Below are 21,208 nucleotides of genomic sequence, written 5' to 3' on the forward strand. Positions count from 1 at the left end.
ACGTGACCCGTGACATGTGAAATATTACCTGCGCTTTCCCAGACCGACCGATGACGACCCGATGACCCGATGACCTGAACCACTCCCATCCCCCGGAAAGGACCGGTCAGTTGCGCAGACTGTCCGCGGCCCTCGCAGCGGCGCTCACCACCAGCGCGATAGCGGCCACCCTGCTGGGCACCCCCGCCCAAGCCGCTCCCCCAGCACCCCTCACCGTCACCGCCGCCGCGGCCCCCGACACCGCCCCCCAGGGCGCCGAGGCCCCGCCCGCGCCGCTCGTCCCGCAGGAACGCGAGCGCCAGGCGCTTCGCAGCAAGGCCCTGGAACAGCTCAACAAGGGCACCGTCGCCAAGAGCGCCGACAAGCGGGCCCCCGCGAAGGTGAAGATCGGCGACGACTACGTCCAACTGGCGCACCAGCGCACGGACAAGGTCTTCGTGATCCTCGCCCAGTTCGGCGACGAGGTCGACACCACCACCCAGTGGAACGGCCAGGCCCGCTACGGCGGCACCCCCGGCCCGCGCCACGACCGGATCCCCCAGCCGGGCAAGGGCGACAACCACACGCTGTGGTCACCGGACTTCGACACCGCGTACTACCAGAAGATGTTCTTCGACGACACGCCCGGCGCCGTCTCGATGCGCAACTACTACCGCACCCAGTCCTCCGGCCGGTACGACGTCGAGGGCACCGTCAGCGACTGGGTCACCGTCCCGTACAACGAGGCGCGCTACGGCAGCAACAAGGGCCCGCAGGGCTCCGGCGCCTGGGCCCAGGCCCAGGAGTTCGTCCGGGACGCCGTCAAGGCCTGGTACGACGGCGAGACCGCCAAGGGCCGCTCGTCCGCCGACATCAAGGCGCAGCTCGCCCAGTACGACGTCTACGACCGCTACGACCACGACAAGGACGGCGAGTTCAACCAGCCCGACGGCTACCTGGACAACGTCATCGTCGTCCACGCCGGTGTGGACGAGACCTGGGGCGGCGGCGCCCAGGGCGCCGACGCGCTGTGGGCGCACCGCAGTTGGGCCTTCCCGGACGCGACCGGGCAGACCGGTCCGGCGGGCGACCGGATCGGCGGCGTACCCGTCGGCGACACCGGCCTCTACGTCTACGACTATGTCCAGGCGGGCGAGAACAGCGGCGTCGGCCTGTTCGCCCACGAGTACGGCCACAACCTCGGCCTGCCCGACCTCTACCCGACCAACGGCGGCGACAACAGCGTCAACTTCTGGTCACTGATGTCCTCCGGCTCCTACCTCGGCAAGGGCCCCAACACCACCGGCGGCTACCCGGGCGACCTCGACGCCTGGAGCAAGCTGCAGTTCGGCTGGCTCGACTACGACGAGGCGCAGGCCGCCACCCGCTCCAGCCACGCCCTCGGGGTGAGCGGCTACCACACCGACCAGGCCCAGGCCGTCCTGGTCCACCTCCCGGACGGCACCACCAGCACCGACCTCGCCGACCCGTACGAGGGCGCCAAGCAGTGGTGGAGCGACACCGGGGACAACCTCGACAACTCCCTCTCCCGGGACGTCGACCTGCGCACCGCCGCCGGGCCGGCCGCACTGGACGCCGCGGCCTGGTACGACACCGAGCAGGACTACGACTTCCTGACCGTCGAGGCCTCCACCGACCAGGGCAGGCACTGGACCGCCCTGGGCGGCACCGTGGACGGCGCGCCCATCGGCAACACCAGCGCCAACACCCCCGGGGTGAGCGGCAGTTCCGGCACGTACCGGAAGCTGCACATCCCGCTGGACGGCTACCTCGGGCAGCAGGTCCGGCTGCGCTTCCACGTCACCTCCGACAACAACACCCACGGCCGGGGCGTGCTGGTGGACGCCGTCACGGCGACCGCCGGAGGCACCCGACTGTTCGCCGACGGCGCGGAGGACGGCACCGGCGGCTGGACGGCCGGCGGCTTCACCGCGATCACCGGCCGCACCGCCGTCAAGCAGCACCCCCGCGCGTACATCGCCGAGAACCGCCGCTACACCGGGTACGGGGCGTTCCTGAAGACCGGGCCGTACAACTTCGGTTACGGCGGCGTCGCGGGCAAGGCCGACACCGTCGACAACTACCCGTACCAGGAGGGCGTACTGCTCTGGCTGTGGGACACCTCGTACGGCGACAACAACACCAAGGACCACCCCGGCGGCGGGCTGATCCTGCCGATCGACGCCCACCCGGCGCCGATCCGCTTCGCCGACGGCACGCTGGTCAACGGGCGGGCGCAGACCTTCGACGCGACCTTCTCGCTCAAGCCGACCACGCCGTTCACCCTGCACAAGGGCGGCGTCGCGGTGCGGATCCCGGCCGAGCCGGCCGTCCCGGTGTTCAACGACCACACCGGGGTGTACGCCGACCCTGCCACGCCGCAGCTGACGGTCAAGGTGCCGGACACCAACACGAAGATCGAGGTCGTCCGGGAGTCCCAGGGCGGGCGCATCACCACCGTCCGGGTCGGCCCGGCCTCCTGAAGCACGGCCGCCTGAGCAGCGCATGACGACAGGCCCCGGATCCCCCGATGAAGGGGGGTCCGGGGCCTGCGGATGGAACCCGGTCGGACGCGGCCCTCGTAAGGTTCCCCGCCGCGCCCGACCGGGGGTCTCGGTGCCCGGCTCAGACCTCCGGGAAGTGGCAGGCCGCCTGCCGGGTGCCCGGGCCGGCGATCCGCAGCAGCGGCTGCTCCGTCCGGCACAGGTCCTGGGCCTTCGGGCAGCGCGGGTGGAAGGTGCACCCGGTCGGCGGGTTGGCCGGGCTGGGCGGGTCGCCGAGCAGCACGATCCGCTCCCGGGTCCGCTCCGCCGCCGGGTCCGGCAGCGGCACGGCGGACAGCAGCGCCCTGGTGTACGGGTGCGCGGCGCTGCCGTACACCTCGGCCTTGTCGCCGATCTCGACGATCCGGCCCAGGTACATCACCGCGACCCGGTCGCAGACCCGTTTGACCACCGAGAGGTCGTGCGCGATGAACACGTACGCCAGGCCGAGCTCCTGCTGGAGCCGTTCCATCAGGTTGACCACCTGGGCCTGGATGGACACGTCCAGCGCGGAGACCGGCTCGTCGGCGACCACCAGTCTCGGCGAGGTGGCCAGCGCGCGGGCGATGCCGATGCGCTGCGCCTGGCCGCCGGAGAACTCGTGCGGGTAGCGGTCCAGGTGCTCGGGGATCAGCCCGACCAGTTCCATCAGCTCGGCGGCCCGCTTGCGCGCCGCCGCGGCGCTCTCGCCCTGGACCAGCAGTGGCTCGGAGATGATCCGGGAAACCGTCTGCCGGGGGTTGAGCGAGGAGTACGGGTCCTGGAAGACCATCTGCAGGTGCCGCCGGTGGGGCCGCAGCCGGGCCTGGGAGAGCCCGCCGATCTCGGTGCCGTCGAAGGTGACGGTGCCCGAGGTCGGGTCGAGCAGCCGGACGACCATCCGCCCGGTGGTGGACTTGCCGCAGCCGGACTCGCCGACCAGGCCGAGGGTCTCCCCCGCCCCGACGTCGAAGCTCACCCCGTCCACGGCGCGGATCGGCGCGCCGGGCCGGCCGGTGCGGCTGCGTCGGCCGGGGAAGGTCTTCACCAGGTCCCGTACGGACAGCAGCGGCTCGGGCAGCGAGGCTCCGGAGGGCAGAGCTCCGGGCAGCGGGCGTTCAGTCAACGCCGGCTCGGGCAGCACGCGTTCGGTCAACGCAGGCTCGGGCAGCGGTCGTTCGGGCATCACAGCACCCCTTCCGGCACCAGCGGCAGGTGGCAGGCGGCCTGGTGGCCGGGGGCGAGCGGGCCGAGCGCGGGGCGTTCGGCCACGCAGCGGGCGTGCTCCTCGGCGGACGCGGCGGTGGTGCGGGCGCAGCGCGGTGCGAAGGAGCAGCCGGGGGCGGGGGCGATCAGTGACGGCGGACTGCCGGGGATGGCCCGCAGCGGGGCGTCGTCGGTGTCGTCCAGGCGGGGCAGGGAGTCCAGCAGGCCGCGGGTGTACGGGTGCGCGGGCTGTGCGAACAGCCGTTCCACCGGGGCTTGTTCGGCCGACCGGCCGCCGTACATGACCAGTACCTCGTGGGCGACCCGGGCGACCACGCCGAGGTCGTGGGTGATCATGACGACGCCGAGGCCGCGTTCCTGCTGGATCCGGGCGATCAGCTCGAGGATCTGCGCCTGGACGGTGACGTCGAGCGCCGTGGTGGGCTCGTCGGCGATCAGCAGGTCGGGCTCGCAGGCGAGCGCCATGGCGATCATGACGCGCTGGCGCATGCCGCCGGAGAACTGGTGCGGGTACTCGTCGACCCGGCGGGCCGGCTCGGGGATGCCGACCTCGGCCAGCATCTCCACCGCGCGGGCCCGGCCGGCCTTGCGGTTCGCCTTGAAGTGCACCCGGTAGTGCTCGGCGATCTGCTCGCCGACGGTGTAGAAGGGGTGCAGGCTGGACAGCGGGTCCTGGAAGATCATCGCGATCCGGCGGCCCCGGACGGCGCCCAGGGCCTTCTCGCCGAGCCCGTTCAACTCCTGCCCGTGCAGCCGGATCGAGCCGGTGACGGCGGCGCCGCGGTGCAGCCCCATGACGGCGAGCGAGGTCACCGACTTGCCGCTGCCGGACTCGCCGACCAGGCCGAGGGTGCGTCCGGACTCGACGGCGAAGGAGATGCCGTCCACGGCCCGGACGGTGCCCCGGAGCGTGTCGAAGGAGACCCTGAGGTCCTCGACCTCCAGCAGTGCGGCCATCAGTACCTCACTCTCGGGTCGACGAACGCGTAGAGCAGGTCGACCAGCAGGTTCGCCGCGACGATGAAGAAGGCCGCGAGCAGGGTGACGCCGAGGATGACGGGCTGGTCGGAGCGGCCCAGGCCGTCGTAGAACAGCCGGCCGACGCCGGGCAGGCCGAAGATCGACTCGGTGATGACGGCGCCGGCCAGCAGGCCGCCGAGGTCCATGCCGAAGATGGTCAGGATCGGTGTCATCCCGGAGCGCAGCCCGTGCTTGACGGTGACCGTCAGCGGCGGCAGGCCCTTGGCCCGGGCGGTGCGGATGTACGGTTCGGCCATCGCCTCGATCATCGAGTTGCGGCTCTGCCGGGCGTACATGGCCGCGTACAGCAGGGCCAGGGCGATCCACGGCAGCAGCAGGTTGGAGGCCCACGCGACGGGGTTCTCGGTGAACTGGTGGTAGGCCGGGTAGGGCAGCAGCCCGGCCGTCCTGACGACACCCCAGATCAGCATGATCGAGGTGAAGTAGACCGGCAGCGAGGCGGTGCCGACCGAGAGCACCATCAGCACCTTGTCGACCGGCCGGCCCTTGCGCAGCGCCGAGGTGACGCCGGCGCCGAGGCCGAGGAGCAGCCAGAGCGCGGCCGCGCCGAGGGCCAGCGAGACGGAGACCGGCAGCCGGTCGGTCAGCAGGTCCCACACCGGCAGCCCGTACTCGTAGGAGTAGCCGAGGCAGGGGAAGCCGCAGTGCACGGCGCTGGGGCCGGAGCCGTAGTCGCGGCCGGCGAAGATGCCGCCGAGGTAGGAGAGGAACTGCTCCCAGACCGGCTGGTCCAGGCCCATCGCCGCCTTGACGTCGGCGAGCCGTTCGGGGCTGCAGGTCTTGCCGCAGGCCGCCGCGGCGGGGTCGTTGGGCAGCAGGTAGAAGATGGTGAAGGTGATGGCGCAGATGGCGAGCAGGATGCCGGCCACGCCGAGCAGCCGGCGGCCGAGGTAGAGGATCACGACCGGCCTCCCCGGGGGTCGAGGATGTCGCGCAGCGCGTCGCCGAGCAGGGTGAAGGCGAGCACGGCGAGGAACAGGAAGGCCGTCGGGATCAGGAAGTAGGTCGGGTCGGTCTCGTAGTGCACGATGCTCTCGGCGATCATCTGGCCCCAGGACGGGGTCGGCGGCCGGACGCCGACGCCGAGGTAGCTGAGCGCGGCCTCGGTGGCGATCATCCCGGGGATGAGCAGGGTGGTGTAGGCGATGATCGGGCCGGAGACGTTCGGCAGGATCTCCCTGGTGAGGATCCGCCAGGACCGGGCGCCGCCGACCTTGGCGGCCTCGACGTACTCGCGGTGTTTGAGCGAGAGGGTCTGGCCGCGGACCACGCGGGCGATGCCGGGCCAGGTGAACAGCCCGATCACGAGGGTGATCAGCAGGATCCGGTTCATGTCCTTGGCCACCGACATCATCGCGATCATGAAGATCAGCGAGGGGAAGGACATCGTGAGGTCCATCAGCCGGGACAGCAGGGCGTCGGTCCGGCCGCCGAAGTAGCCCGCCGCGATGCCGGCCAGGGTGCCGGCGGTCACGACGACGGCGGTCGCGGTGAAGGCGATCAGCAGGGACACCTGCCCGCCGTGCAGCACCCGGGCGAACAGGTCGCGCCCGGTGATCGGCTCGACGCCCAGCCAGTGCCGGGCGCCGATGCCGCCGAAGTCGCCCCGGGGCAGACCGCCCAGGTACGGGTCGATGGCGCGCTTGTCGAACTCCTCGGGGGACCAGCCGCCGAGCGAGCCGAGGGGCGTGGCCAGCGCGGCGGCCAGGATCAGCACGCCGACGGTGATCAGCCCGAACCGGGCCGAGCCCTTGGCCCACAGCTGGTCCCAGACCAGCCGCCACGGCCCCCGCCCGGAACTCTTCGCGGCGCCCGCCTCCGTGGCCGCGGCCACGGCGGCGGGCTCAGTGGTGGTACTCATCGGTGCCGGCCCCTCAGCCCTTGCCCTTGGCGGGGTCCTTGAGGCCGACCACGGCGAGGTCGATCATGCCGGCGTAGCCGGAGTTGCCGAACGCGCCGGCCACGTTGGTGCCGACCAGCAGGGGGCGGCGCTGCCACATCAGCGGGACGGCCGGGGCCTTCGCCATCAGCTCCTGGTCCAGCTGCTGCCAGGCCTTGTTGGCCTCGTTGACGTCCGTCATGGCCGCGATCCGGTCCATCCGGTCCATCGTGGCCTGGTCCTTGAACTGGCTGTAGTTGCCCTGGTTGCCCTTCTCCTTGATGGTGCGGCCGTCGAAGAGGAACGGCAGGAAGGTCGCCGCGGACGGGTAGTCGGGACACCAGCCGCTGATGGTCAGCTCGGGGGCGTTCCTGATGTCGCCGACGGTGTCGGCGAAGGCGGACGGGTCCGTGGTGTTGACGGTGACCTCGACACCGGCCTTGGCCAGCGACTGCTGGATCGCCTCGGCGCGGGTCTTGTCGCCGAGCGACACGGTGAGGCCGACCTTGAGGTCGGTCCTGCCCGCGTCCTTGAGCATCGCCTTGGCCTTCGCCGGGTCACCGGCCGCCGGGATCTTCAGCGGGTCGGACTTGACGCCGCCGGTCAGCGACGGGGGCAGGAAGGAGGTCGCCACGTCGGTCACCGCCGGGCCGCCGAAGGCGGTCACCTGCGCCTCCCGGTCGACCGCCCACATCATCGCCTCGCGCACCTTCGGGTCGTCGAAGGGGGCCTTGGCGGTGTTCAGGTACAGCATGTCGGTGCAGCCGGTCTGCTCGGCCACCATGCGGGACTTGACGTCCGCCTTGGGCAGCACCTTGGCGACGGTCTCGTGCTGCATCCACGGCATATTGATGGCGTTGGCGTCGGCGCCGTCACTGGCGATGATCCGGTCGTCGGCCTGGCCGCCCTTGATGCCCTGGGTGACCACGATCCGGTCCGGGTACGCCTTGCGGACGGTGTCGGTGCCCTGGTCCCAGGCGGTGTTGCGGACCAGCACCAGCTGCTTGCCGCGGTCGTAGGTCTCGATCTTGTACGGGCCGGAGGAGAACGGCCGGGAGTCGTACTGGGTGCCCTTCTCCTGGGACTGCGGCACCGGGGAGAAGGTCGGCAGGGTGACGGTGTCCGAGAACTCGGCGACCGGCCGCTTCAGGTGGAAGACGATGGTCCTGTCGTCCGGCGTCTCGATGCTCGCCAGGTGCTCACCGCCCAGCGGGCCCTTGTAGTTCTCGCCGCCGGCCAGGTACTGAGCCGCGTAGTCGGGGCCGCCGGTGAGGTCCGGGGAGAAGGACCGTTCGACGTTGTACTTGATGTCGGCGGACTTGATCGGGCTGCCGTCCTCGTACTTGAGGCCGTCCTTCAGGGTGAAGGTCCAAACCGCGCCGCCCTCGGAGGACCGGCCCAGGTCGGTGGCGAGGTCCGGGACGATCTCGCTGCCCGCGGCGCCCGGCTCGGACTTGAAGGTGGTCAGCGTGCGGTAGAGCAGCCTGGTCCCGAAGTCCATGTGCGGCACCACCCAGTTGCGGGCCGGGTCGAGGTGGGCGAAGTCCTGGTTGGTCAGGACGGTGAGCGTGCCGCCCTTGGCCGGGGTGCCGCCGACGACCGAGCCGGACGCCGCGCCGGGGCCCTGGCTGTTCGAGGGCCCGGCGTCGCTGCCGCTGTCGCTCTTGTCGTTCTTGCAGGCCCCGAGGCCGAGGGTGAGGGTCGCCGCGAGGGCTGCCGCGAGGGCGGTGTGGGTGCGCCTGGTCATGTTGCAACTCCGCTGTGGGGGGCCTGATCCGGCCGCTCCGCTGTGTGACCCGTAACATAGTAATGTGAAATTGCACTGCACAAGAGGTGATGCCCCCCGTTACCGAGCTGTGTCCGTGCCCGCACCCGCACCTCCTGAGCGCCAGACACCTCCCCAGCCCCGTCAAGGAGTTCACCGGTGACCCACCCCCAGACCGGCCTCAACACCGGAAGCCACGACCTTCCCGTCACCCCCGCCCTCGCCGCCTTCATGGGCACCCGCTGGACCGCCACCCCGCTCCCCGCCGACCGGCGCGTCCCCGGCCACGACCGCTTCCCCGGCCGCCGCGCCCGCCTCTCCGCCGCCTTCCCCGGCGAACGGCTGATCGTCCCGGCCGGCCGGCTCAAGGTCCGCTGCAACGACCTCGACCACCGCTTCCGCCCGCACAGCGCGTACGTCTGGCTCACCGGCCTCACCGGCGAGGACCAGGCCGACCACGTCCTCGTCCTCGAACCCGCCGGCCCCCGAGGCCACGAACCGGTCCTCTACCTACGCCCCCGCTCCCCGCGCGACGGCGGCGAGTTCTACCGCGACCGGCGCTACGGCGAATTCTGGGTCGGCCCCCGACCCGACCTCGCCGAAGCCGGCCGGCTCACCGGAGTGCGCACCGAACACCTCGACGACCTGGACGCACTGCTCTGCGGACCGCAACCGCCCACCCGGGTCCTGGCCGGCACCGACGCACGCGTCGACGACGCCACCGGCCGCCCCGGCTCCCCCGCTCGCGCTTCAGCCGACGGTGAACTCGCGGCCGTACTCGCCGAGTTGCGCCTGGTCAAGGACACCTGGGAGGTCGAGCAACTGCAACTCGCCGTCGACCACACCGTCACCGGCTTCGAGGACGTCGTCCGCGCCCTGCCCACCGCGCTGCGCCACCACCGCGGCGAACGCTGGATCGAAGGCGTCTTCGACCTGCGCGCCCGCGCCGAGGGCAACGGCACCGCCTACACCACCATCGCCGCCTCCGGCGCCCACGCCTGCGTCCTGCACTGGATCCGCAACGACGGCGCCCTCGACCCGAACTCCCTGCTCCTACTGGACGCCGGCGTCGAGACCGACACCCTCTACGCCGCCGACATCACCCGCACCCTCCCGCTCGGCGGCACCTTCACGCCCGTCCAACGCCAGGCCTACGACCTCGTCCTCGCCGCCCAGAGCGCCGGCATCGCCGCCCTGCGCCCCGGCGCCCGCTTCCGCGACTTCCACCGCGCCGCCATGCGGGTCATCGCCGAAGGCCTCGCCGACTGGGGCGTCCTGCGCATCCCCGCCGAACAGGCCCTCGCCGACGACAACGGCCTCTACCGCCGCTACACCCTCTGCGGCAGCGGCCACATGCTCGGCCTCGACTACCACGACTGCGCCAAGTCCCGCGCCGACCGCTACCTCGACGGCGTCCTGGAGGAGGGCATGGTCCTCACCGTCGAACCCGGCCTCTACCTCCAGCCCGACGACGAAACCCTCCCGGTCGAACTCCGCGGCCTCGGCATCCGCATCGAGGACGACCTGGTCATCACCGCCGACGGCGCCCACCTGATGTCCGGCGCCCTGCCGAGGACGGCCAGGGACGTCGAGTCGTGGATGGCCGGCCTGCTCGGCTGAGACGGGGGGAGCCGCCGGTCAAGCCACCTTGATCGTCCGCTCCCCGTGCCGGACGGCCACCTCCTACCGCGCGCTTTCCCGTCCGATCCGCTCCTGCGGGCGACAACACACCACAGCCGGCGCGCGCCCGGCGCGCTACCCCCGCGCGCTCCGCCACAGCTCCGCGACGATCTCCTCCGCCGGGCCCGGGCGGGCCAGGCGGTGGGCGGTGCCGGCCCACAGGTGCATGGCGTCCGTGTCCCCGCGGCGGGTGGCGGCGGCGCGCAGCGGGGCGGTGAGGTGGTGGACCTCGGGGTAGGCGGGCGGGGCGTACGGGCCGTGGCGGTCGATGAAGGCGTTGCGCAGGCCGCGGGCGGGGCGGCCGGTGAAGGCGCGGGTGACGGTCGTCTCCGGGAGTTCGGTGAGCGCCGCCCGGTGCACGGCCGAGGCGCCGGACTCGTCGGAGCGCAGCAGGGCCGTCCCCAGTTGCACCGCGACCGCCCCGGCCCGCAGCGCCGCCGCGATCGCCGGGCCGTCGCCGAGCCCGCCTGCGGCGATCAGCGGCAGCGCCGTTACTTCCCGTACGGCAGGCAGCAGTTCGAGCAGCGGCACCTCGCCCGGCGCGTCCGCCGCGCGGTGGGTGGCCCGGTGCCCGCCCGCCTCGGGGCCCTGCACGCACAGCGCGTCCATGCCGAGCGCCTCCGCCGCCCGCGCCTCCTCCGGCGTGGTGACGGTGCCGACCTGCAGGGTGCCGACCGCCCGCAGCGCGGCCGTCTCCTGGGCCGTCGGCAGCCCGAAGGTGTACGAGACCACCGGCACCGGGTCCGCGAGCAGGGCGGCGAGCTTGGCCTCCCAGTCGTCCCGGTCCGGCCCGATGTCCTCCGGCAGCGCCACCCCCCACCGCTCGGCCTCGGGCCGCAGCCGCTCCCGGTAGGCGGCGACGGCCGCCCGGTCCCCGGGCGGGGCCGGCACGAACAGGTTCACCCCGTACGGCCGGTCGGTCAACTTCCGTACCAGTGCGATCTGTTCGGCCATCGCCGGAGCGCTCCTGTACCCCGCCGCGAGGAACCCCAGCCCGCCGGACCGGTTCACCGCGGCGGCCAGCTCCGGCGTCGAGGCCCCGCCCGCCATCGGCGCGGCGAGCACGGGTACGGCGAGCGAGTCGAGGTCGGGACGGGCGGCCATCGGGGGCTCCTCACACTGCTGCGGGTACGGACCGTTCCCCACCCTACGCTCGCCGGATCAGCCCCCGCCCCCGCGCCTCCCGCACCGCCGCCGTCCGCGAGTCCACCCCCAACTTGGTGTAGATGTGCACCAGATGGGACTTCACGGTGGCCTGGCTGAGGTGCAGCCGCTGGCTGACCTGCCGGTTGTTCAGCCCGTCCGCGACCAGCCCCAGCACCTCGGTCTCCCGCGCGCTGAGCGCCGCCGCGGGCGTCCGCATCCGCTCCAGCAGCCGGTCCGCGACGCTGGGTGCGAGCGACGAGCGCCCGGCCGCGGCCGCCCGTACGGCCTGGGCCAGTTCCTCGGGCGGCGCGTCCTTCAGGAGGTACCCGGTGGCGCCGGCCTCCAGGGCGGGCAGGGTGTCGGCGTCGGTGTCGTAGGTGGTGACGACCAGGACCCGTGGCGCGCCCGCCCGGCCGGTGATCGCGGCGGTGGCCTGCGCGCCGTTCATCGCCGATCCGGGCCCGAACTGCAGGTCCATAAGCACGACGTCGACGGCCGTGTCCGCGGCCAGTTCGACGGCCCGTTCGGCGGTGGCGGCCTCCGCGACGATCGCGAAGTCCGGTTCGCTCTCCAGCACCGCCCGCAGTCCGGCACGCACCACGGGGTGGTCGTCCGCGATCAGCAGCCGGATCACGGCGTCTCCCCCGATCCCGGAACGGTCGGCATGACCGGCCCGACCGGCCCGACCGGCACCACCGGCCCGACCGGCAGCTGCACGGCCACCGCCGTCCCCTCCCCCGGCGCCGACTCGACCGTGAAGCCGCCGCCGAGCGCCCGGGCCCGGGCCCGCATGGTGGGCAGCCCGAAGCCGCCGTCCCCGCCGGTGCGGCCCGCGACCGCCGCCGGGTCGAACCCGACCCCGTCGTCGACCACGTCCAACGCCACCTCGCCCTCCATGTAGCTGAGTGTCACCTCGGCCCGCGAGGCCTTCGCGTGCCGGCTGGTGTTGCCGAGCGCCGACTGCGCGATCCGCAGCAGTGCGGTCTCCTGCGCGGCCGGCAGCCGTACCGGGTCGCCGGAGAGGTGCAGTTTCACCGGCAGGCCGCTCTGCGCCGTCGTCGTCGCGCACAGCCGCTCCAGCGCGACCGGCAGCGAGTCCTCGTCGAGTGCGGGCGGGGTGAGCGCGCGGACGAAGCGCCGGGCTTCGTCCAGGTTGTCCTGGGCGGCCTGCCGGGCCTGCTCGACGTATCCGGCGGCGGCGTCGGTGCGTTCGGGCAGGGCCCGCTGGGCTGCCCGGAGCAGCAGTTGGATGGAGCTGAGGCTCTGGGCCAGGGTGTCGTGGATCTCCCGGGCGAGGCGCTCGCGCTCGGCCAGCACTCCGGCGGTGTGGTGGGCGGCGGCGAGGTCGGCGCGGGCGGCGGTGAGTTCGTCGATCAGCCGGCTCCGTTCCTCGCTCTCCCGGTACAGCGCCTGGTAGCCGAGCACGGTGGCGGTGGCGACGGCCGCGCCGAGCGCGGGGCCGATCGAGGCGGCGAGGCTGAAGCTGTGCTGGTGCCAGGACCAGGCGGCGATCGCCGCGGCGGCGGTGAGTCCGGCGGCGACCGGCCCGCCGCGCCGTCCGAGCAGGTGCAGTTCCAGGAAGTACAGGGGGAACGCCAGCCAGACCCCGTCCTGGGTGGCGAGCAGCACGCCCGCCCAGGTGACGCCGAGCAGGGCGAGCCAGAGGGCGGCGGCCCGGCGCGAGCGGCGGACGGCGGCCAGCCGCGGCCCGACGGCGTAGCCGGCACCCATGGCGGTGGCCGCGGCGGCGACGGCGGCCGGATCGCCGCCGTGGCCGGCGAAGACGGCTCGGGCGACGGCGAGCGCGAGCAGGCCCGCCACGAGCAGGTGCAGGCAGACCTGGAGGACGCGGGCGACGGGTGTGGTTCTGGATCGTTCGGTCGCCATCCGTCCAGCCTAGGTTCCGCACCGGGCGTACGCCATCAATCAAAAGGTTGAGCTCCGCTTCTGCCCTTTGATGCCCAGGATGCAATCCCCGGCGCGATGCCCGCGGCCCCTGCGGTCCAGGACGGTGGGAACGTCGGAAATCACCTGCGCAGAGGAAGGCCCACCGTGTTCGTCGCCTGGAGGGACCTGAGGTTCGCCAAGGGGCGGTTCGCCCTGATGGGGGCCGTCATCGTCCTGATCACCGTCCTGGTCGGCCTGCTGTCCGGTCTGACCGCCGGCCTCGGCCGCCAGAACGTCTCCGCGATCACCGGACTGCCCGCGGACCACCTGGTGTTCGGCCGGCCGGCCGACGGGCAGCAGCTGTCCTTCACCGATTCCCAGGTCGCCCCAGAGCAGTGGCAGGCCTGGTCCCGCGAGCCGGGTGTCACCTCCGCCCAGCCGCTCGGCATCACCACCACCAAGGCCGCCGCCGGGAAGCGCACCGCGGCGCTCTCCGCCTTCGGCGTGCCGGACGGCTCCGGGCTGGCCCCGCAGGGCGCCCGGATCGCCCCCGGCCAGGCGGTGCTGTCGAGGACCGCCGCCGAGGACCTGGGCGGCCTCGGCCCCGGCGCCGACTTCACCGTGGCCGGGCACCCGCTGCGGGTCGAGGCCGTCGACGGCGACGCCGCGTACAGCCACACCCCGGTCGTCTGGACCAGTCTCACCGACTGGCAGCGGTTCGCCCCGGGCGGCGCCGGCCACGCCACCGTCATCGCCCTCACCACGGCGAGGGGCGCCGACCTCGCCGCCGCCGACGCCCACCAGGGCACGATGACCCGCACCCGTGACGACGCCCTCGCCGCGATCGGCTCCTACACCTCGGAGAACGGCTCCCTCCAGCTGATGCGCGGCTTCCTGTTCGCCATCTCGGCGCTGGTGATCGGCGCCTTCTTCACCGTCTGGACGATCCAGCGCGGCGGCGACATCGCCGTCCTCAAGGCCCTCGGCGCCTCCACCCGCTACCTGCTGCGCGACGCGCTCGGCCAGGCCGTCCTGCTGCTGGTGCTCGGCACGGCCGTCGGCACGGCGATCGCCGTGGGGGCCGGCTCGCTGATGGGCTCCGCCGTCCCGTTCGTCCTCGACGCCCCGACCGTCCTGCTGCCCGCCGCCGTCATGATCGCCCTCGGCGCGGTCGGCGCGGCCCTGTCCGTCCGCCGGATCACCTCCGTCGACCCGCTGACCGCCCTGGGGAGCGCCCGATGAGTCTCCACCTCGACCGCATCACCCTCACCTACCCCGACGGCGACGGCCGGCTCACCGCCCTGGACGACGTCTCGCTGACCGTCCCCAAGGGCTCCGTCACGGCCGTCGTCGGCCCCTCCGGCTCCGGCAAGTCCAGCCTGCTGGCGGTGGCCGCCACCCTCATCGCGCCGGATTCCGGCCGGGTCGTCGTCGACGGCACCGACACCACCGGTCTCAGCCGGGCGGACCTCACCGCACTGCGCCGCAGCAGGATCGGGATCGTGTTCCAGCAGGCCAACCTGCTGCCCTCGCTCACCGCCGCCGAACAGCTCCAGGTGATGGCCCACCTCGACGGCCGCTCCCCCCGCGAAGCCCTCCCCCGCGCCCTGGACCTGCTGGACGCCGTCGGCCTCCGCGCCCAGGCCGCCCGTCGCCCGCACCAGCTCTCCGGCGGCCAGCGCCAGCGCGTCAACATCGCCCGCGCCCTGATGAACGACCCCACGGTGCTGCTGGTCGACGAGCCCACCAGCGCCCTCGACCACGAACGCGGCGCCGCCGTCCTGGACTTGATCACCGAGCTCACCCACCGCCGGGCGACCGCGACGGTCCTGGTCACCCACGACCGTACCCACCTGACGGCCGTCGACCAGATCGCCGAGGTCCACGACGGCCGGCTGACGCTTCCCGCGACGGTCTGAGTCACGTCAGACGGTATGGGCTACTTCAGCGGTCCGAGGACGTCGTCCACCTGCAGCGTCACTGCCGCCCCGACCGTCTGCGGCAGGGCGAACGACTGCCCCGGGTGGTGGACGGCGTGCACCCGGTACTCCCCGTCGTGCGGGTCCGTGAGCATCATGACCCGCTGGTTCGTCCGATCCGCGATGACGTAGACGGGCACGCCTGCCGAGGCGTAGGCCGTCGGCTTCCGCTTGAGGTCGTCGCTGAGATTCGATGAGGTGACTTCGAGGACGAGGCGAAACACCGACGGGTCGTAGCAGTTGTGCTCGATCTTGTGATCGGCGTAGTCGGCGTCAACCACCGACATGTCCGGAACTGCGAAGTCGAAGGGGCCGTCTGGCAGCCAACCATCCCCTGGATCACGCGGGACGTCTCGCCGTGGAGGCCGGCGACGAGCAGGAGCGGAAAGCTGATGGTGGTAAGCGCATCACCGTGCTGACCGTCAGGTGGCGGCGTCACTGTGATCTGCCCCCCGATGATCTCGACCTGGTAGCCGACCAACTGGGTGGAGATCAGGTCAGCGGCTTCGAGCAGCGTCAACTGCTGCTCCATGGGTTCTTCCACTGCGGCGGCGGACACGGAATTCCTCCTGGCTGCCGATGTCGAGAGCATCATCGTAGATTCCGGGCGCCCCCGGACGCCCGATCCTCTAACTTCACCCGAACGGGCGGTTTAGCCCCTACCGGGCCCGCAGCCGCAGCGCCGGCCGCTCCGGCTCCGCCGCGCCCTCCTGCCCGGCCCACAGCGAGCGGACGTGGCTCAGGTGGCGCGTCATGCAGGCCTCCGCCGCCTCGGCGTCGCCGGAGATCATCAGGTCCAGCAGCTCCAGGTGCTCCTCCGCCGAGGACACCAGCTCACCCTTCTCGTCGAGCCGGGTGAGCCCGTACAGCCGCGAGCGCTTGCGCAGGTCCCCGACGACGTCGACCAGCCGCGCGTTGCCGGCCAGGCCGAGCAGGTCGAGGTGGAACTGCCGGTCCGCCTCCAGGTAGCCGATCAGGTCGTGCTTGCGCGCGGCGGCGACGATCGCCTCGGCCTGCGGGCGCAGCCGCTCCAGCTGCTCCTTGGTGGCGGTGCGGGTGACCCGGCCGACGGTCGGGACCTCGATCAGGGCGCGGATCCCGGTGTAGTCGTCCAGGTCGCGCTCGGTGAGCTCGGTGACCCGGAAGCCCTTGTTGCGGACGGCCTCGACCAGGCCCTCGCGGGCGAGGTCCAGCATGGCCTCGCGGACGGGCGTGGCGGAGACGCCGAAGTCGGCGGCCAGTGCGGGTGCCGAGTACACGACGCCGGGGCGCAGTTCGCCGGAGATCAGAGCGGCCCGGAGGGCGTGGGCGACCTGGTCGCGAAGCCGCTCCTGGACGGAGATCAGGGTGCGGGGTTTGAGGTCGGCCATGGTGTTCCTCCGGGTGGGTGCAGAACACCAGCGTACAATGTCACGTTACGTTGAGTGCGCAACAGTCCGTGATTCAAACAACCTGTCAGCCGCCGAAAGCCATGGTGGCAGCGGCCGTCGGCCATGGCAACGGCCGACGGCACACGATCTGCCGCCACCCCGGACAGCCGGCCCTGCGTCGGCGGCGACCGACGTCCGCCGCGGCTGGAACCGCCCCCCGGCGGTCCCCACCGCGGCCGGACGTCACCGGCTCCGATGGACCTCCGCCGCGACCGCCAGGTCCTCCCAGGCCATCCCGACGCTCTTGAAGAACCGGGGCCGCCCGGCCGGCACCAGCGCGTCGCCGCGCACCAGCTCGGCCAGGTTCCACACCTGCCGCCCGGCCACGCCCGCCAGCACCAGGTCCCCGGCCTCCCGGGCCGCCACCGACCGCGCCTCCACATACAGTTCGGCGCGCCTGACCAGCACCTCGTCCACTTCCCGCGCGTCCGGCTCGTGCGAACCGACCGCCGCGACCGCCGCGTGCGCGGGCACCAGGGCGCCGTCGAACAGCGGGGTGCAGGAGGTCGTGCAGCAGACCACCAGGTCCGCCGCCGAGACCGCCTCCGGCCCGCCGACGGCGGCCGACAGGCCGGCCTTCCGCCCGTACGCCGCCAGCTCCGCGGCCCGCCCGGCGTGGCGCGCCACGACCGTGAGCCGGGTGAGCGGCCGGATGGCCAGCAGCGCGTCCAGGTGGCCGTACGCCTGCGGCCCGGAGCCGAACAGCACCAGGTGCTCCGCCTCGGGCACGGCCAGCCGCCGCAGCGCCACCGCGGTGACGGCCGGGGTGCGCAGCGCGGTGAGCGCGGCACCGTCCAGCAGCGCGAGGGGCTGCAGGGTGGGCCCGTCGAGCAGCAGGTAGCTGCCGGTGATCCGGGGGAGCCCGCGTTCGGGGTTGGCGGGCGCGACCCCGGCGATCTTCACGCCCGCGTACGGCCCGGCGGCGGCCGGCATCATCAGCAGCTCGCCGGCGGGCACCGACACGGCCGACCGGGCGGGTGCCGCCTCCGGGTCGAACCCGTCCAGCAGCACCCGCTCGATGGCCCCGACCGCCTCGGCGGGCCCGACCCCGCCGGTGCCCGGCACGGCGTACCGGAGCGGCACGACAGCCGCGCCGGGCGGAACGGTCGGGTTCGTGGGAGCACCGCCGGGCGGGCCGGCCGGACTCGAAACGGCCCCGCCGGGCAGGCCGGTCGCGTTCACAGCAGGAACCCCGTTCCCAGCTCGTCGGCCGGCTCCAGGACGAAGCCGTGCTCGCCGGTGCGGTGGGCCGTGCCGGTCACCTCGGTGACGACGCCCTTCCCCAGCGGGTCGCCGCCCGAGAGCACCCGGCCGGTGAACACCGTGCCGATGACCGACGCGTGCCACAGCTGCTCCCCTGCCGCCAGCCGCCCCTCGGCGGCGAGCACCGCGAGCCGGGCGGAGGTGCCGGAACCGCAGGGCGAGCGGTCGATCTGCCCGTCCGCGAAGACGGTGACGTTCCGCTGACTCAACCCGCCGTTCTCCGAAGGGAGTTCGTCGTACAGGATCACCCCGTACACGCCGGACAGCCGGGCGTCGGCCGGGTGCGCCACGGCGTCCGCTCTGGCCAGTGCCGCCCTGATCTCCCGCCCGGCAGCGGTGAGTTCGGGCAGCTGTGCCGGTTCCACGGCCAGCCCGAGCGAGGCGGCGGGCACCGAGGCGTAGCAGGCACCGGAGTGCGCCACCGCGACCTCCACCGTCCCGCGCGACGTCTCGACCGGCAGCTTCAGGGCGCTCACCCGGCTGGGCACGTTGCGGAAGGTCACCCCGGTGGTCCGCCCGCCGGCCCGGTGCACCAGCGCGGTGACCCGCCCGGACGGCACGTCGATCCGCACCCGCGCCACCCCGTCCGTGGGGGCCGCCACCAGGCCCGAGTCCACGGCCCAGGCGCCGAGCGCGATGGTGCCGTGCCCGCAGGCCGTCGAGTAGCCGTCCCGGTGCCAGAACAGCACGCCGAGGTGCGCCTCGTCGTCGTCCGGCGGCACCAGGAACCCGCCGTACATCCCGGCGTGCCCGCGCGGCTCCCGGGTGAGCAGCTGCCGGATGTCGTCCAGCGCGCTCGGCCGGGGCGCGGTCGCGCTGCCGCCCGCGCCGAGGGCGATGGCGCGCCGCTCGGCGACGGTGTCGCCGGGGATCGCGGGCGCGCCGTCCAGCACGATCCGGAAGGGCTCGCCGGCGGTGTGGTAGTCCACCGTCTGCACGAACATCAGAGCGCGCCCCCGCCCGGCAGCACGCTGACGGTTCGGCTGGCGGTGTAGAAGTCCAGGGCCGCCTGGCCCTGTTCGCGGTCGCCGTGGCTCGCGCCCTTGGCACCGCCGAAGGGCAGGTGGAAGTCGACGCCGCTGGACGGGGCGTTGACCCGGATCATGCCCGCGTCCAGCCGGTCGGCGGCGGCTAGCGCCACGTCCAGGCTGCGGGTGTGCACCGAGGTGGCGAGGCTGTGCGGGGTGTCGTTGGCGAGCGCGATCGCCTCGTCCAGGTCGGCCGCGGCGTGCAGGACGGCGATCGGGCCGAAGAACTCCTCGCGTGCCAGCGGGTGTTCGGCCGGCACGTCGGCGAGCAGGGTCGGTTCGACGTACCAGCCGGCCCGTTCGGGCACCCCGCCGCCGGTGAGCACGTTCGCCCCGGCTTGGACGGCCGAGCCGACGGCGTCGGTCAGCCGGTCCCGGGCAGCGGAGTCGACCAGCGGCCCGCACACCGCGTCGTCCACCGCCGCCAGGGCCTTGACCAGGGCCTCGCGCAGCGGCTCGTACGCGGCGCCGACCGCGATCACCCGGCTGGTGGCGGTGCACTTCTGCCCGGCGTACCCGGCGATGGCGGCCGCGATGTGCGCGGCAGCCGTCGCGATGTCGGCATCGGGCAGCACCAACGCGGCGTTCAGGCCGCCGAGTTCGGCCTGGACCGGCGCGCCGCGCTCGGTCGCGGCGCGCACCACGGCCCGCCCGACGCCGGTCGAGCCGGTGAAGGAGACCACGTCCGCGGTGTCCACCAGCGCCGCGCCCTCCTCCGCCCCGCCCGGCAGCACGGTGAACACGTCGGCGGGCAGCCCCGCGAGCTCGGCCAGCCGCAGCGCGCACGCCGTCGCCTCGGGCGCCGGCTTGAGCACCGCGGTGTTGCCGACCGCCAGCGCCGGCGCGGCCTTCCAACTCGGGATCGCCAGCGGGAAGTTCCAGGGCGCGATCAGCCCGGCCACCCCGTACGGGCGGCGCCGGGTGAGCAGCAGCCCGGGCCCGGCGGCGGGGTCGTGCACCGCTCCGGACGGCGCGTACGGCGCCTGCGCGTAGTAGCGCCAGATCGCCGCCGTCCGGGCGACCTCGCCCCGCGCCTCGGCGAGCGGCTTGCCGACCTCGCGCACGATCAGCGCGGCCAGCTCCTCGGCGTGCGCGTCGACCGCGTCCGCGATCCGGCCGAGCGCCGCCGAGCGGGCGCCGGCCCCGGCCGCGAGCCAGCCGGGCTGCGCGGCCCGGGCCCGCCCGACGGCGGCCCGCACGGCCTCGGCGCCGGGCTCCTCGACGGCGACCACGAGGTCGTGCGGATCGGCGGGGTTGTACGAGGTGATGGTCACAACTGGCATCCCTTCAGGGGAGGTTCAAAGCAGGCCCGGCGTACGGCAGGACCCGGTCTACAGCAGGAATCCCGCCGGGAACGGGTCGCTCGGGTCGAGGAAGTACTGGGCGGTGCCGGTGACCCAGGCCCGCCCGGTGACGGTGGGCACCACCGCGGGCCGCCCGGCCACCTCGGTCTCCTCGACCAGGCGCCCGGTGAAGGTCGTCCCGATGAAGGAGTCGTTGCGGAAGTCCCGCCCGAGCGGCAGCTCGCCGCGCGCGTGCAGCTGGGCCATCCGCGCCGAGGTGCCGGTGCCGCAGGGCGATCGGTCGAACCAGCCGGGGTGGATGGCCATGGCGTGCCGGGAGTGCTCGGCGGTGGAGCCGGGCGCGAGCAGCTGCACGTGGTGGCAGCTGTGGATGGACGGGTCCTCCGGGTGCACCGGCCGGTCGGGGCCCGCGTTGATCGCGCCCATCAGCGCGAGGCCGGCCTCCAGGATCTCCTGCTTGCGCTCGCGTTCGAAGGGCAGCCCGAACTCGGCGAGCGGCAGGATGGCGTAGAAGTTGCCGCCGTACGCGAGGTCGTAGCGCACCGTGCCGTAGCCGGGCACCTCGATCTTGCGGTCCAGGGCGGCGGAGTAGGACGGCACGTTGCGGATGGTCACCGCCTTGGCGGCGCCGTCCTCGACCCGCACCTCGGCGACGACGAGCCCGGCCGGGGTGTCCAGCCGTACGGTGGTGACCGGTTCGACCACCGGGACCATCCCGGTCTCGACCAGCACGGTGGCGACCCCGATGGTGCCGTGTCCGCACATCGGCAGCAGCCCGGAGACCTCGATGTAGAGGACCCCGAAGTCGGCGTCCGGCCGGGTGGGCGGCTGCAGGACGGCGCCGCTCATCGCCGCGTGGCCGCGCGGCTCGTACATCAGCAGGGTGCGGAAGTGGTCCAGGTGCTGCTGGAAGTGCACCCGGCGCTCGGCCATGGTGGCGCCGGGGATGACGCCGAAGCCGCCGGTGATCACCCGGGTCGGCATGCCCTCGGTGTGCGAGTCGACGGCGTGGAACACGTGACGGCTGCGCATGGGTCACAACTCCCGTACAGATTCG

General features: G+C 73.4%; 17 protein-coding genes and 1 pseudogene. 4 read left to right on the forward strand and 14 right to left on the reverse strand.

Annotated features, from left to right (window positions below; translation table 11 throughout):
* The first annotated feature begins 110 nt into the window (after positions 1 to 110).
* Entirely contained in the window at positions 111 to 2,483 is a 2,373-nt protein-coding gene (locus tag AC0B61_RS27660) for an immune inhibitor A domain-containing protein (protein WP_471743675.1), read from the forward strand.
* A gap of 142 nt (positions 2,484 to 2,625) precedes the next feature.
* Here the strand turns inward: AC0B61_RS27660 and AC0B61_RS27665 are convergent, their stop codons facing one another.
* The 5 genes from AC0B61_RS27665 to AC0B61_RS27685 are packed head-to-tail and all read right to left on the reverse strand — an operon-like array spanning position 2,626 to position 8,416.
* Complete coding sequence (locus AC0B61_RS27665) at positions 2,626 to 3,708, reverse strand: ABC transporter ATP-binding protein (RefSeq protein WP_471743677.1); 1,083 nt, start codon at positions 3,706 to 3,708, stop codon at positions 2,626 to 2,628.
* Positions 3,708 to 4,706 carry an ABC transporter ATP-binding protein gene (locus AC0B61_RS27670; RefSeq protein ID WP_471743679.1) on the reverse strand — a complete coding sequence of 333 codons (999 nt, stop codon included), beginning with the start codon at positions 4,704 to 4,706 and terminating at the stop codon, positions 3,708 to 3,710. The genes AC0B61_RS27665 and AC0B61_RS27670 overlap by 1 nt, the downstream gene beginning before the upstream one ends.
* Positions 4,706 to 5,692, reverse strand: a complete 987-nt coding sequence (locus AC0B61_RS27675) for an ABC transporter permease (protein ID WP_471743681.1) — start codon at positions 5,690 to 5,692, stop codon at positions 4,706 to 4,708. The genes AC0B61_RS27670 and AC0B61_RS27675 overlap by 1 nt, the downstream gene beginning before the upstream one ends.
* Positions 5,689 to 6,651, reverse strand: a complete 963-nt coding sequence (locus AC0B61_RS27680; protein WP_471743683.1) for an ABC transporter permease — start codon at positions 6,649 to 6,651, stop codon at positions 5,689 to 5,691. The genes AC0B61_RS27675 and AC0B61_RS27680 overlap by 4 nt, the downstream gene beginning before the upstream one ends.
* Before the next feature lie 13 nt (positions 6,652 to 6,664).
* Entirely contained in the window at positions 6,665 to 8,416 is a 1,752-nt protein-coding gene (locus AC0B61_RS27685; RefSeq protein ID WP_471743685.1) for an ABC transporter substrate-binding protein, read from the reverse strand.
* 177 nt (positions 8,417 to 8,593) lie between these two features.
* Here AC0B61_RS27685 and AC0B61_RS27690 point away from each other — a divergent pair, with 177 nt between their 5' ends.
* The gene (locus AC0B61_RS27690; protein ID WP_471743687.1) at positions 8,594 to 10,054 is read left to right on the forward strand and encodes an aminopeptidase P family protein; all 1,461 of its coding nucleotides are present in this window, start codon (positions 8,594 to 8,596) and stop codon (positions 10,052 to 10,054) included.
* 135 nt (positions 10,055 to 10,189) lie between these two features.
* Here the strand turns inward: AC0B61_RS27690 and AC0B61_RS27695 are convergent, their stop codons facing one another.
* Genes AC0B61_RS27695 through AC0B61_RS27705 form a run of 3 tightly spaced genes read right to left on the reverse strand, consistent with a single transcriptional unit; the run spans position 10,190 to position 13,147 of the window.
* Complete coding sequence (locus tag AC0B61_RS27695) at positions 10,190 to 11,218, reverse strand: nitronate monooxygenase (RefSeq protein WP_471743689.1); 1,029 nt, start codon at positions 11,216 to 11,218, stop codon at positions 10,190 to 10,192.
* A gap of 43 nt (positions 11,219 to 11,261) precedes the next feature.
* Positions 11,262 to 11,894, reverse strand: coding sequence for a response regulator (locus AC0B61_RS27700; protein WP_471743691.1), 633 nt, complete (start codon positions 11,892 to 11,894; stop codon positions 11,262 to 11,264).
* Positions 11,891 to 13,147, reverse strand: coding sequence for a sensor histidine kinase (locus tag AC0B61_RS27705; RefSeq protein WP_471743692.1), 1,257 nt, complete (start codon positions 13,145 to 13,147; stop codon positions 11,891 to 11,893). The genes AC0B61_RS27700 and AC0B61_RS27705 overlap by 4 nt, the downstream gene beginning before the upstream one ends.
* A gap of 165 nt (positions 13,148 to 13,312) precedes the next feature.
* Between AC0B61_RS27705 and AC0B61_RS27710 the strand changes: the two genes are divergently transcribed.
* Positions 13,313 to 14,389 (forward strand): ABC transporter permease, encoded by a 1,077-nt coding sequence (locus AC0B61_RS27710; RefSeq protein ID WP_471743694.1) that lies wholly within the window; start codon positions 13,313 to 13,315, stop codon positions 14,387 to 14,389.
* The gene (locus AC0B61_RS27715) at positions 14,386 to 15,066 is read left to right on the forward strand and encodes an ABC transporter ATP-binding protein (RefSeq protein WP_471743696.1); all 681 of its coding nucleotides are present in this window, start codon (positions 14,386 to 14,388) and stop codon (positions 15,064 to 15,066) included. Before AC0B61_RS27710 ends, AC0B61_RS27715 begins: the two co-directional genes overlap by 4 nt.
* Positions 15,067 to 15,086: 20 nt before the next feature.
* Here AC0B61_RS27715 and AC0B61_RS27720 read toward each other — a convergent pair.
* The 6 genes and pseudogenes from AC0B61_RS27720 to AC0B61_RS27745 all read right to left on the reverse strand — a co-directional run bounded on the left by AC0B61_RS27720 (position 15,087) and on the right by AC0B61_RS27745 (position 21,183).
* Positions 15,087 to 15,685 (reverse strand): annotated as a pseudogene (locus tag AC0B61_RS27720) (Uma2 family endonuclease).
* 100 nt (positions 15,686 to 15,785) lie between these two features.
* Positions 15,786 to 16,496, reverse strand: a complete 711-nt coding sequence (locus tag AC0B61_RS27725; protein ID WP_471743698.1) for a GntR family transcriptional regulator — start codon at positions 16,494 to 16,496, stop codon at positions 15,786 to 15,788.
* A 243-nt stretch (positions 16,497 to 16,739) separates the two neighbouring features.
* Positions 16,740 to 17,639: an ornithine cyclodeaminase family protein gene (locus AC0B61_RS27730; RefSeq protein ID WP_471743700.1), complete on the reverse strand. Its 900-nt coding sequence runs from the start codon at positions 17,637 to 17,639 to the stop codon at positions 16,740 to 16,742.
* A 95-nt stretch (positions 17,640 to 17,734) separates the two neighbouring features.
* Positions 17,735 to 18,763, reverse strand: coding sequence for a proline racemase family protein (locus AC0B61_RS27735; RefSeq protein ID WP_471743702.1), 1,029 nt, complete (start codon positions 18,761 to 18,763; stop codon positions 17,735 to 17,737).
* Positions 18,763 to 20,130, reverse strand: coding sequence for an aldehyde dehydrogenase family protein (locus AC0B61_RS27740; RefSeq protein ID WP_471743704.1), 1,368 nt, complete (start codon positions 20,128 to 20,130; stop codon positions 18,763 to 18,765). Before AC0B61_RS27740 ends, AC0B61_RS27735 begins: the two co-directional genes overlap by 1 nt.
* A 48-nt stretch (positions 20,131 to 20,178) precedes the next feature.
* Positions 20,179 to 21,183, reverse strand: coding sequence for a proline racemase family protein (locus tag AC0B61_RS27745; protein ID WP_471743706.1), 1,005 nt, complete (start codon positions 21,181 to 21,183; stop codon positions 20,179 to 20,181).
* Between the last annotated feature and the right edge of the window lie 25 nt (positions 21,184 to 21,208).

The sequence above is a fragment of the Kitasatospora sp. NPDC023385 genome (genome assembly GCF_055664045.1).